6 protein-coding genes are annotated in these 13,734 nt (G+C 36.5%); 2 read left to right on the forward strand and 4 right to left on the reverse strand.

Translation table 11 applies throughout. From position 1 onward, the window contains the following. Position 1 precedes the first annotated feature (1 nt). Together AQPE_RS00710 and AQPE_RS00715 are read right to left on the reverse strand one after the other, a co-directional pair. A complete protein-coding gene (locus tag AQPE_RS00710) occupies positions 2-3,268 on the reverse strand; it encodes a SusC/RagA family TonB-linked outer membrane protein (RefSeq protein ID WP_318349122.1) in 3,267 nt (1,088 codons plus the stop codon). A gap of 649 nt (positions 3,269-3,917) precedes the next feature. Then, a complete protein-coding gene (locus AQPE_RS00715; RefSeq protein WP_318349123.1) occupies positions 3,918-7,835 on the reverse strand; it encodes a hybrid sensor histidine kinase/response regulator transcription factor in 3,918 nt (1,305 codons plus the stop codon). Between the two features lie 209 nt (positions 7,836-8,044). On the opposite strand from AQPE_RS00715, the gene AQPE_RS00720 reads away from it, so the two are divergent. Together AQPE_RS00720 and AQPE_RS00725 are read left to right on the forward strand one after the other, a co-directional pair. Beyond that, positions 8,045-8,173, forward strand: coding sequence for a DUF4372 domain-containing protein (locus AQPE_RS00720; RefSeq protein ID WP_404800994.1), 129 nt, complete (start codon positions 8,045-8,047; stop codon positions 8,171-8,173). Between the two features lie 622 nt (positions 8,174-8,795). Then, positions 8,796-10,445, forward strand: coding sequence for an ISL3 family transposase (locus AQPE_RS00725; RefSeq protein ID WP_318349124.1), 1,650 nt, complete (start codon positions 8,796-8,798; stop codon positions 10,443-10,445). A gap of 471 nt (positions 10,446-10,916) precedes the next feature. Here AQPE_RS00725 and AQPE_RS00730 read toward each other — a convergent pair whose 3' ends face one another. After that, on the reverse strand, positions 10,917-12,050 hold the full coding sequence (locus AQPE_RS00730; protein WP_318349125.1) for a transposase: 1,134 nt from the start codon (positions 12,048-12,050) through the stop codon (positions 10,917-10,919). A 175-nt stretch (positions 12,051-12,225) separates the two neighbouring features. Next, positions 12,226-13,353 (reverse strand): IS4 family transposase, encoded by a 1,128-nt coding sequence (locus AQPE_RS00735; protein ID WP_318349126.1) that lies wholly within the window; start codon positions 13,351-13,353, stop codon positions 12,226-12,228. Positions 13,354-13,734: the final 381 nt, after the last annotated feature.

Below are 13,734 nucleotides of genomic sequence, written 5' to 3' on the forward strand. Positions count from 1 at the left end.
ATTAGAACTGAATGTTCAAACCAAATGAGAATGTACGTGAACTAGGGTAACGGCCTGTATCCAAACCGGTATAGAGTACACTTCCTTGCCCTGCTTCAGGATCACCATATTTGTTGTAACTTGATATGCAGAATAAGTTTTGAACAGAACCATAAACACGCACACTTTCAATGCTTAAAGATTTCAACAGGCTCTTATCAAAATTATAACCAACCTGAACATTACTGATTTTTAAGAAATCACCATTTTTAATCCATGCGTCAGAACCACGCATATTGTAATTCAAATCCAGGAATGATAATCTGGACATGGTGGTGCTATGATTTGTAGGAGTCCAGGCACTTTGTGCTACCTCATTTAAGATATTAGGAGTAGTACCATTATCACTTGGGAACATGTTCGATAATGTCATGGCTGAGTAAGAATAAATTTTTGCTCCAATCACACCATAAGTGTAAACTGAGAAATCCCAATTCCGATATGAAGCATTTAAAGTCAATCCATAGTTTACTTTGGGGAACCCATTACCTAAGATGGTCATATCTTTATCACTAAGAAATCCATCGCCATCAAGGTCTTTGTACTTGAAATCACCAGGAACGGTCTTCGATCCATTATTGTATCCGCCAGAGTGACCTTTAGCTATAGCAGCTGCGTTTGCAGCATCGATTTCGGCCTGAGATTGGTAAATACCCTCTACCTGGTATCCGTAGAAAGAACCCACGGCATAACCTTCACGGCAAATGGAGTGACCATTCCAGTGTGTACCAGAAGAAGCTCCTACTGCAGCCTGATTGGAACCATCAGGACTTCCGTTAGCCCATGATGAGTTTTCACTAAATAAATCAGCACCCATCTTTACCACTTTGTTTTTCAAGGTTGATCCTGTTAATGAGGCACCAATATTCCAATCCTGATTAATCTGTTTCTTATAGTTCACAGAAAACTCAATACCTTTGTTCTCAATTTCGCCATAGTTGGTATATACCTGAGTATAACCTGATGAAGGACGTATTGATTGGTATAACAACAAATCTTTAGATTTGCGGACGAAATAATCCAATGTAAAGTTCAATGAATTCTTTAACAGCCCCAGGTCGAGACCAATGTTGCTTTGCTCATTGGTTTCCCATTTCAACCTTGGATCAGTTAATGTAGGAGCATAACCGGTAGCTAATTGTCTTGTCGTATTCATACCAGACTGACCATTCTGACCATAATAGAAATACTGAATTTTATTAGAAGTCAAAGCCGTAACTGATAAATCGGTTGGACCTCCTGAGTTACCTGTTTGACCCCAACCTAAGCGAAGCTTCAAATTACTGATAGCAGGAGTACCTTTCATGAAATTTTCTTCCGAAATACGCCATGCTGCTGCTGCTGAAGGGAAGTTACCCCAACGATTATCAGCACCAAAGTTAGAAGAACCATCACGACGCATAGTCCCTGTTAAGATATAACGATCCTTCAAGGTATATTGAACGCGGCCAAAATATGATAATCCACGAGATTGAAGGTTGTAAGCACCACTACCAGTTCTTGCAGCTGGATCTTTAGTTAAACTGATATCACGGATATTATCGCCAGGAAAATCATTTCCAGCAGCATTACTCCAGTTTCCGAAACCTTTGCTAACAGAATTACCTGCCATTACTGTCAAATTGTGAATGTCAGTTTTCCAATTGTAAGTCAAATAATTTTCAATAGCAATCGTGTTATAATTACTATTATTAATTCCTAAATAATATTTGGCATCGTAATTATATAATTTAACGAGTGTTCCGTCAGGAAAGTAACGTTGTTTGTTGCCCCAAAAGTTATACCAGTTACCTGCGGTAAAATTATATGATGCAATTGATTTGAAAGTTAATCCTTTGTACAGCTTAACATTTGCATATGCACTAAGAAGCATCTGGTTGTTTTTGGTTATACCAGTATTTTCCATTTGTTCTGCATAGATGTTATTTCCCAGATTTGAATCGTTTGAGCCTACATCACCTTGTTCAGGAGCTCCGTATGTTCCGTTTGCATTTCTAACCTGAGGACTTACTAATTTATTAGTCACCGGGTCAACATAATCCATCGTTGGAGCGGTGAAAGCCCAGTCACGGATAGAAGAAAGGTTACCGTTATTACCAAGAGTTCCATTACTACCTTTTGATTCGGAATGAACAAAATTAATGTCACTTCCGAGCTCCAGAAAATTAGTTACTTTAGTAACTACATTGGCACGGGCAGTCAAACGTTTGTAATTTGTATTGATAACAATACCATCATTATTCAAATAACTTAATGAAAAGCTGGACTGTGTTTTTTCTGTACCACCGGAAGCAGAAATATTATATTGTTGTTTGAGGGAGACACGTGTCATTTCCTTTTGCCAGTCAATGTTATTTCTTTTGCCATCATACTGCTCCGAGAAAATTTGATTAGCCAGAATTCCACCATCGTTAGCACGTGCTTGACGAATATTTGATGCATACTGATCGGCATCACCAACTGCCAATGTTGAAGACAAAGTCTGAACACCATAGTCTGCTGAAAAGGTAACATGTGTAGATCCGACTGAACCTTTTTTAGTTGAAATCATGATCACACCATTTGCACCTGCAGAACCATAAATAGCAGTAGCAGAAGCATCCTTCAATATTTCAATACTCTCTATATCGCTTGGATTAAGAAAATTGGCATTATCACCAACTTGAACCCCATCAACAACATACAGAGGTTTTGCTGAACCATTTATAGTTGCAACCCCGCGAATACGAATGGCAGCATTGGCATCAGGAGCACCATCCTGAGCGGTTACAATAACACCGGCAGCAGCACCTTGCAATCCTTGCAAAATGTTTGTAGGAGCTTTTTTCATCATTTCATCTCTGCTAACTGAAACAACAGAGCCTGAAATATCACTCTTCTTTGAAGTACCATAACCAACAGCAACTACTTCCTCGATACCAATAGATTCCTCGAGTAACGTAACGTTGATGGTTGTTTTTCCTGCTACTGCAATCTCTTGTGATTTCATCCCAACAAATGTGAACTGCAACATTGCGTCTGATGGCACTGAGAGAGAATATGTACCATCAATACCTGTTATTGTTCCATTGGTAGTTCCTTTTACAACCACAGAAACACCTGGCAGGGAGTTTCTGCTGGCATCATTTACGGTACCATGTACTTTAATGGATTGCCCAAAACTCCACAGAGACAATAGCAACATAGGTAGCATAACGAGAACTACCTGTAATGACTTGTTTTTTTTCATAAATTTTAAATTTTAGTTTAATTAAGAAATTAAGTTAAAAGGCAATATCGGCCATTCTTTTCCGACTAAAGCCTGATACTGGTTAACCAGACCTAATAAAGACTTTTCCTTTTTTTGTTCATCCTTCAGTTTGTTTTGATTAATATTTATCTATCATTTAACTCACTCTTTGAGACTTAAACACAGTATTATTTTTCAATCGACAACTAGTTTTCCACGAACCTATTTAATCGATGCTTTCAACTGAGACTTCCTTTTATTCCAATGTCGTTCTGTTCCGTTCTGCTATTTAGACATAGCAAAAAAGACACAAGTACTTTAGATGATTTAAATAAATCACCTAAGTGTGAATTTTCAGAAATTTGTGATGCAATTGAGTTCTCAAAAAGAAATAACTTGAGTAATAAGCCTGAAAATAGGCATAAACATGTTTTTTCCATTTCGTATAGGTTGTATATCTAACTGTCGAAATTACAGAAAGCTACAAATGCAGACTTTCAATAATAGATATTCGATTTCCAATTTTAGATAAATTGTTGCCTGAAAGTTTTATCTAAAACCTGAAGTCATTGATATTTAATTCTATATCAATACAATTGTCTTCTTTCAGGCAACCTTCTTGTGAAGAAATAAAAAAAAGAAATTTCGTTTACTCTAATATTTCGGATGGTGATTTCCCAAAGTGTTTTCGGAAAACGGTGCTGAAATATCCTACGCTGGCAAACCCACACATTTCGCTTACTTCGGTAACCGTATATTTCCTCGAATGCAATAATTCCAAAGAATGCTTGAGTCTGATGGTTTTAATAAAATCAGTTGGCGATTGGTCTGTGAAAGATTTAATCTTCTTATAGAGCAGTGAAGAACTGACATTCATGGCTGACGCAAACTCATCTTTGTCGAATTCGACATTAGAAATATTGGCATGAGCCACTTCCAGCATTTTCTTTACAAACTTATCGTTGAGCTCGTTTTCCATAATATTCTCTATCGATCCGGCCGTTACCAACCGCAAGGCTTTGTCCCTGACAATCTCCCGATTACGAATAATTGATTTGATTCGCTGAATCAAAAGATTCATGTCGAATGGCTTGGTTAAATAATCATCAGCTCCTAATCCTAAGCCACGCAACTGATCTGTTCTTTCGGAAAGTGCCGTAAGCAAAATAATCGGTATGTGTGAAGTTTCGTAAGTAGATTTCATTAACCGGCACAATTCAAAGCCATCCAGATTAGGCATCATGATATCAGAAACGACCAGATCGGGCATCTGCTTTGAAATAAACTCCCAGGCAATTTGTCCATCAACAGCTGTATATACTTTAAAATCATTGCTGAGAATGCTTTTCATGAAATTCAAAAGATCGTCATTATCCTCAACAATCAAAATTTTCATTTCTCTTGAAGCTGGGGTTTCAGTTTCGGATTCAACCTGATGAGAAATTTCAGGAATAGGAACGGAAACTATTGGTTTATCCTGAAGTACATTCGTTACCAAAGAGTCACTTGATATTGATTTAAATGGAATTACAACCTGAAATGTTGATCCGACGTTTTCCTGACTGTTGCAAGTAATGTTACCACCATGTAAGGTGACATAGTTTTTAACCAATAAAAGCCCGATTCCGGAACCAACAACTTTCGAATTGATTGCATTATCGCCCCGATAAAACTCCTTAAACAATTGTCGCTGGGCTTTTCTACTAATTCCAATTCCATTGTCTTTCACCTGAAGTATCCATTTTTTATCTTCAAGCCTAAGATCAATCTGTATTTGACTATTATCAGGAGAATATTTAATGGCATTTGAAATCAGGTTATCGATAATTTTTTCAGTTTTCGACTCATCAACCGCAGTCATGTAACTTTCTCGATCAGAAACAAACCCAAGTTCAATGTTCTTACTTTTAGCGTAGGAAGCCAGCATGACCTTGCGGGTTGATACAAGCTTTACAATATCTGTCATTGACAGCATCAGATGTTCTTTGCCAATATCAACCTTTTGAAAATCCATCAATTGAGTTACAACCGAAGTGAGTTGTCGCGTCTGTTCGATTGCCAGATTCAAATAGTACTTCCCCGTTTCAGTTAAGTTCTTTTCTTTGCTTAATTCCTCAACAGGAGCTTTGATTAAGGTAAGCGATGTTCTTATATCATGTGCAGTATTCGTGAAAAACCGAACCTTTTCCTCAGTGTGTTCCTGTTTCAACTTATTGATGTAATACAGCAAATAAAGAAATATGATTCCAGACAAAATCAAAATAATCAGTATCCAAAACCATCCCGCTCTCCAAAATGGTGGGATAAGCTTAATTGCTATTGAACGCTCGGAGACAACATTCGATAATGAACTGTCATACATTTTGATTTTTAATGTAAATTCTCCACTTGGAATATTAGTGTAAGTAATAATACGATTTCCTGATGGAGTTGACCAGTTTTTGTCGAATCCTTCAAGTTTCCAGCAAAATTTTGAGCCCGACTGCATTCCTATTGAAATCAATTCGAGGCTTATTGTATTTTGAGAATATTTCAGGTTAATGGATTTTATAGCATCAACTGGCGTTTTCAGTTTAAATGAAGCTAATTCCCTGATTGAGCGTCCAGATATGGTCAGGTCCTGAAAGAAAATTTTTCCATTCGACGAAATCTCCTTGATCGATTTTGGTGCAAAAAGAATGACTCCATTATTTGTTCCCCAGGCCAAATGTCCATCTTTCAAACAGTAAAGTGCACTTTTATTATAGGAGATCCCTGATTGCGGAAAGATAGAAGAATAAGTGTAAGCAGTTTTATTTCGGGGGTCAAAGCGACACAAACCGCTCTCAGTTCCTATCCAGAGACTATTATCGTTATATATAATACTATTAAGGAAGTTCGAGGGTAATCCTTCACGAGTGGTGTAGGCTTTAATAAATCCCTCTTTATAATGAAATTCCAATAATCCTTTGCCACTTGTACATACCCAAATTACATCATCTAGAACCTGTATATCCTGAACTACATAATCAGATAGAATGTCTTTGATTTCCCCGGTTTGTTTATCAAGTAACTTTATAGCATTACTACAGCCTAAAAGAATTTGATTGGGCGATAATTCGACAATTGAGCTTAATGATTCATCAGAATAGGTTCTGAATTTATTTTCTTTTGACTTGTAGCATATAAATTTTCCATTGACACCACCTATCCATAAATCTCCCTGACTATCTTTATAAATATCAAATATATAATTACTTACAAGGGCCATTTCCTTATCATCCCTGGAATAATGTGCAAGTTCCCGTCCGGTTTTTCCATCGAGGACATAAATACCAGATGAATAACTGCCTGCCCAAATTCGTCCCTGACCATCTTCACAAAGCGCAAGGAATACCTGTGCTTGTTCAAGCTTATTGAAGTAGAAATTTTTCCATCTATCTTTAGCCACATCCCAACAACTTATTCCGTTGTTGGTTGCGAACCAGATTTTCCCATCATGATCTTCAAGAATACCATTAACATCATTATTGACCAATGAATTAGGATCATTTGTATGATGAACAATTTGATTTACATGTGGTGAAGCCAATTCATAAAACGATACCCCGCCACTGTATGTGCAAATCCAAACTCGCTTACCATGTTCGTAAAAGATATCATATACCCCATTCCCACGCAGGGAATATGGATTATCATCATTCTCTTTGTAAATATTTAATATACGACTATCCCGTTTATCCAGCTCCCAAATGCCCTGTCCGTCAATCCCAACCAAAATTGTTGATTCTGAATTTTCTTCAATTGCCAGAATGGGTTGTGTCGGGAAAGACGATGGATGTAGGTGGCTTAATTTTGAAAGTCCAAAATCAAAGCAAAACAGGCCATTCGAAAATGTACCAACCCAGAGTTTGTTGTGGGTTTTATCTAAAAATAGCGATGAAATTAAAAACGGGTGTGTATCATCGTTCCTGAATAAACATTTACTTTCAAGAGATTTAATATTTAACGACCAAAAACCTGTAGGTTTTGCAAGAATTAAATGTTGTATATCTAGCCAAACAATCGAATATCTTTCTTCCGTAACCCGCTCAATCAAAGTAATTTTGCCCGAATGATATTTATACACCCCATTATTTAATGCGATCCAAAAATCGCCTGAATCGTCAATCAATAAATTATAAACATCAAATTTATCATTATTGATAGTTTTATGTAAATTAATCAACAGGTCAAACCGATCATAAATCGTATTATAAGAAAAGATCTGGCCATTGTTAGTATAGGCAATTAGTCCAGAAGATCCGTAAATCAACTTTACAAAAATAGCACCAGATGATTCATAAGGAAGTTGGTAAATACGGTAGTCGGTATCAGTTAACCTTAGGATACCGGTTTTTGATGATGCCCAGATAAAGCCATTCTCATCTTTACAAATCGAAGCTGTTACCCGGGTTGAAATTCCAAACAAAGTGTTTATACTATAAAATTTTAATGCCCATGTATTCAGCGAGAATGCAAGTTGGAGAATAAGAATCGCAACAAACTTATATGTTAAAATAATAGATTTTTCCCCTTCTAGTTTCATTATTTTTAATCTTAATCGACAAGCTATACCATCGAATCATTTGAAACAGCTAAAATTATCATTATTTATCACTGTTGTCCGGTAAAAAAAAAAGAACCGGGTCTTCATAAAAAAGAATAAATCCTGTAAGGCTACTTTTGGGTTATCACACAAAAAAGTTGACCAAGGGTAAAAGTATAAATTTTAGCGGATAGCCACTATTTAATCAGTTGATAAAGTTCATTGATAAAAGTGAGTTCAGAAAAATAACGAAGAAGCACGGTGCAGAACCTTACACGAAAAGGTTTTTGACATTTAATCATGTTGTTATAATTCTTTTTGTTGTGCCGGAAGTGTAAATCTTCAGCAAAAGTGAACTGGTAGTGTTGTAAAACAAAGAGACATTTTGTGGATTTTAATACATTAAAAAAGTAACAAAACGACAGCAACGAAGAACAACGCTACAGGAGTCTAAAAAAAAATCACTGGCTTGAAGTAGAATCCATAAATAAGAAATACATGAGGCTCTACTAGACCAAAAAATTTGAAATCATACGACTTGTAGAACAAAGCATTACGAGCATAAATAAAACTCATAGCGAATTGGAGATTAATAAAACCACTTTTTACATCGGGTATAATGCTTATTTATCTGATGGGTACAATAGTTTGGCTCAAAAACCAATCAAAAAAAAGCAGTACTGGAATCAGGTTCCTTAAACAAAAAAACGCCTCATTACCGAACTGGCATTGGATCACCCACAAAAAGCTCCACCCCAGTTATGAATTGATCCGATTTCTTGCTGCATTTTGCAAGCCATATCTGTAATATTCGGTCAAACTGGTTCTTCGTCACATTTGGGGAAAATACATGTGATTGAATATGGAATTAAATATCAGATAATCAACACATTAAATTGATATTTTCTTGATAATTAGACTGGTATTTTCTATCTTTAAGTAATTTAATAACAGTTACTTATGAAGATAACCGGCCTAATTTGCTTATCCAATTTTCGCATTAAGAATATAGAACATGATAATGATACAATCAAAATTTTTGCATCAATCAAGTCCAACAGATCCAAATGTCCTGATTGTGGTTTTCTCAGCAGTTCTGTTCATGATTTTTACCATCGAACGATATCTGATCTACCCGTATTTCAACACAATACCATACTCATTCTAAAGACACGGAAATTCAAATGCAAAGTTCCAACATGTCACCGCAAGGTATTTTCTGAACAGACGCCTCATATGATGCGATACGCCAGAAGAACTGCCAGAGCATCGCAAGTATTGGATTCTTTGTCAATTGAACTAACAGGAAAACTTGGAAGCATTCTATCTAAACAATTTTCAATTCCAGTTAGTCCTTCAACCGTCACCCGGATAGCCCTTAAACAGCAATTGCCAGAGATAAAGCAACCAAGAGTCCTTGGCATTGATGATTGGGCACACCGTAAGGGAGTGAGCTATGGAACAGTTTTGATTGACATGGAAACATCCAGACCAATTGACTTATTATCATCAAGAGAAAGTGCCGATTTAAAGGGATGGTTAGCCAAATATCCTGATGCCCAGATTGTGACCAGGGATCGGTCAGGTGCATATTCTTCGGCCATTAATGAAGTTTGTCCGGATGCAATTCAAATTGCTGATCGATTCCATTTATTAATGAATTTATCTGATGCCTTAGATAAATACTTCAAAAGTGTAAGCAAAGAAATAAGAAGAGTAATAACAGAAAAAACGAATGAAATATTACCTATGTCTGCCAATGCTGATCGATGTAATGATGAGTCGGTTAAAAGCTTCCTGTCCCAGCAAATTACAGCAGAACCTAAAGAAATCAAAGTTGATCAACGACTGGATACCTTCAAAAAAGTCAAAGAACTTCAATCAAACGGAACTCCACTGAAAAGAATTTCAAAAATCTTAAATATTAGTCGTAACACGGTTCGATCCTATTTCATTCAGGAAACCTTGTCACCCAGGATTCACCCAAGATCGATCAACATTGATTTATTTACCAGTTATATTTTGTCCCGACTAACTATGGAGGGATATAAAAAGAAGGATATATTCGATGAAATTGTTCAGCTTGGATATAACGGCGGCAGCACACAAGCATATTCTTACATCAACAAAATAAAGTTGGAGTATGGCCTTACCACATTAGATAACGCCGAGATTCAACAAAGAATGATCCCTTATATCAAACCTCTAAGCTCTAGAAAATTGGCCAAATATATTGGCGGATCTCTATCAGACATTGAAGACACTAACGAAAGAATCTGTATGAAAGCCCTAATTGACAATGTTCCTGAACTTCAAATTGTCAGGAGGTTAGTCCTGATTTTTCGAACTATGCTTAAAAGAAGAAGTGGTAACATTAAAAGATGGATTGGTTTCATAAAACGATCAAAACGAAAGTTATATGGCCTGAAAACATTTGCCAACGGCTTACTATTCGATATTAAGGCTGTTGAAAATGGCATACGTTTGCCTTGGAGCAATGGAGCCGTTGAAGGTCATGTGAACCGGATCAAGAGCATTAAGCGCCAAATGTATGGCAGGGCAGGTTTTGAACTGTTGCGAAGGAAGGTGATTCTATCTCAAACCGGATAATTATTCCCCAAATGTGACGAAGAACCAATTTAAACTGGAAATGGGTGGTCAATTTCACCGTTTTTTCCACTTATACTGCACATTCTCAAAAAACGATTATGTCCCCCCAATTGTCCCCTAATCAAAACAAAAACGCTGCAATCATCTCGATTACAGCGTTTTATAATTTTTAAAAGTGACCCAGCTGGAGTTTGAATGTATCCTTATTCCAAACTGATTATCAATGTTTTACAAAGTGCTTATTTCAATAGGTCTCGTTATAGTCTCGCCTGATATTCAATTCATTACAATTCAAAAATAAGCAAAATAAATCAGAAATGTTATCACGTTTACTATTATTTAAGATGCTTTAATTTCCACTTTTGCGTGACCAGTTTTTTGATTTTAGTAATTGTCGTACCTTAAAATTGCAATTAACTTATTAATTTTCGCTAAGTACATGCAATAGTTCGTTCAAAAAGTGATGTGTAATTACGCGGCCATTGTGCCGAAATACAATAGTTCATTGACATGTTGACGATTTTTGATTGAGTTCGGGTTAATAGCGAACAGGCGAAAAAATCTTGATAGCATTAAAGTATTATGAAACAAGATCTTGTAAGTTGCCATCGAAAATGAGTTTTCGCGGGTTTGCGGATTTCTAAGTTGCATTACTTTGGCAATATTTACTGTTGTTAAGGCCGCATTGAAGTGGAAATTAAGCTTATTTTCACTTCTTGCCTGCGAGTTTTCAAGTCCGGCAAATTGCTTGGCATCCCTGAATCCAAATTCTATTTGAAAGCGGGTATGATAAATATCGATCACATCGATTGGCGTTTGTGTGGTATCTGTTGAAAATAAAAGCCTGTAAATTGTTTTCCCTTTTAATAGGAACAGTTCTACAACCAGCAAGATATTCCTTTCAAGAGACTTGGAGTATACAATGGCAGAGTATGCCATTATACCTTTATCGTTTACTACCATATTGAAGTGTTCATGATTTAGTTTCCGAAAATCGATTTTTCCTCCATATTTTGCTGGCCTGCCTCTTTTCCCAGTTTTGGGTTGTATCGAAAGGTATGATAAGTTGGCGTCCTCCCGAAGTTTGCTTACCAAATGGAGGGAGCATCCCAGTATCTTATCCACAAAGTTTTTCTTAGAGAAATACGCATCTGCAACAACGTATCGAGTAATGGACAGTATCAGTTCAATATGTTTTTTGATGACCCCAGCATACCAGTCGATTAACGAAAGGTCGTTATCTTGAAGACAGTTTGTCGGAGGCGTTTGTACGGCATCTAGATGAAAACTTAATCTTGTGTCTGCATCGATTACTGAAAGCCCAAGGATTTCAATACCACGAAGTGCCCGACCTGCGCAGCCCGACCAAAAGTATCCGATTCCAGGGGTATGTTTGCCCGATTTAGGAATGAAACTCGGATCGAAAGCAACAGCATTGCGATTGCCAATCCAAGGCATTGACAAGGCTTTGTTGAAGCTAAAGAAGTCAAACCCTTGCTCGAACTGACCACGGAAGCGTTGTTCTCCAAAAAGGCTGTATCGGCCTAACTGAAGGAAGTTGATCCGTGAAGGAATACTTAAGTATAGCATGAAAATCTCAATCATAAAATCTCGTCTGCATTTATTGAGCTTTATTTTAGAAACAGATAAAGCTTCAAGAACAACTTTTGAATACAAATCATAAATCGCAGGGGTGGCCATAATTAAAGTAATTAACTGGTAATTAATACTTTAAAGATACAAATCCCTGCGGTTTTATACTAATAAATAATCAGTTATTTTACTGTAAATCAGATAAATAACTAAATTTTAACCGAAGTGTTGTACATGACAAAAATTTAAAAATATCGATATCATCTTGAAAGAAAGCGTTTAAAAGAACAGTTGCAATATATGTTAGACCATATTTGAATAGACTTTTAGTTTTGTTTCCATGTTTCTTGATCGGGATTGGTTTGATGTATCTGTGCAAATAATCACCGACAAGGTATGCCCATGTAAAAGCTACTATCACCAATGCAAACAGTTTTTCAATTCTTCCAATTTCAGTCAAGTGTGTATCTTCAATATTAAAGCCACTTGTTTTTAAAGCTCTAAAAGCAGTTTCAATCTGCCATCGTTCTTTGTAAATACAAAGTGCATCTTCTGGCTTGTTGAATGAGATAACAATCTGCAATTCAGGCTTTCCATCTTTGTTCTTTACTTTAGAGGCTGACAGATAACACAGTTGATCGTTCAGATAAATAATACGGTGGTTCACTCGGCAACCATTTAGCGGCAAATCGGCAAACAGCCAACTGGCTTTAACTCGTTTGCCATTGTGAGGTTGCAAAACCCAAAAGTTTTCGCGGATGCGGATATAGTAACGAATCCGGTTCTCATTCAGATACTTGATCCATCGTTCTCCAACAAACTCCCGATCTGCGGTCAAACAATCCAACGAAGCAGATCCAAAAAGACGGATAAACCGTTCAATCAATTCAATGCGTTCATTGGTGTTTGAATTACCAAACTTGGGCAACAACTTAAACAACAGCGGAAAAGCAACTCCATGATAAACAACTGCAATTACCAATACATTGATATTCTGCTGTCCAAACTTCCAATTTGTCCTATCCATTGCCAGACGGAAAGGTGGTTCATGAGGTAATAGTCTGAATATTAATTTGGCGATCAAATCTGTATCAAGTAGATATTCAGACATAAACCGCTGTATTCTCCTCAGAGAGGAACTGGTACTGGCATTACTGTCAAAAGCTGTAGCCAACTTCTCAAAACCAACTGTTTGCACCTTACATAGTGCACTGATCATGAAAACAAAGAACTTTACTCGTGCCAGATTCCAACCTGATTGCTTATGGAAAATGGAAACTAATTCACTACTTTTAGCATCTACCCTGGGTGTCATATTTCTTACTAAGTGATGTGGTAATCCCTTGTAAGATAATGATATTCAGGGTTTTATGCAAATATTTTAATGCTTATTTTGTTGATAATCAATTGTTTATGTTTTTGTCATGTACTAAGCAATTTTCGTTTAAAATTGAATGTTACCGGTTTGACATCATCCTTTTATAAACAACTAAAAAAACAAAGGATTATCGCTCTGCAATATTTCAGAAATCACTTTTTCACTTTATTTCCTTTCATAAATCCTTTCAATTCTGGATCGAGAAACTGATTCAAAAAAAATTCGACACATTCTAAATGTGTGAATTGTGTAACTTATTCTTAAAGTTGTGTAACTATTAATGATTTAAGTTGCACATCTTTGTAACAACCTCGCAAA

This window comes from Aquipluma nitroreducens (assembly GCF_009689585.1).
In the GTDB taxonomy this organism is placed as follows: domain Bacteria; phylum Bacteroidota; class Bacteroidia; order Bacteroidales; family Prolixibacteraceae; genus Aquipluma; species Aquipluma nitroreducens.

Coding starts and splice junctions, on each gene's coding strand:
- AQPE_RS00710 (WP_318349122.1), bottom strand. CDS start 3,268: ATGAAAAAAAACAAGTCATTACAGGTAGTTCTCGTTATGCTACCTATG.
- AQPE_RS00715 (WP_318349123.1), bottom strand. CDS start 7,835: ATGAAACTAGAAGGGGAAAAATCTATTATTTTAACATATAAGTTTGTT.
- AQPE_RS00730 (WP_318349125.1), bottom strand. CDS start 12,050: ATGATTGAGATTTTCATGCTATACTTAAGTATTCCTTCACGGATCAAC.
- AQPE_RS00725 (WP_318349124.1), top strand. CDS start 8,796: ATGAAGATAACCGGCCTAATTTGCTTATCCAATTTTCGCATTAAGAAT.
- AQPE_RS00735 (WP_318349126.1), bottom strand. CDS start 13,353: ATGACACCCAGGGTAGATGCTAAAAGTAGTGAATTAGTTTCCATTTTC.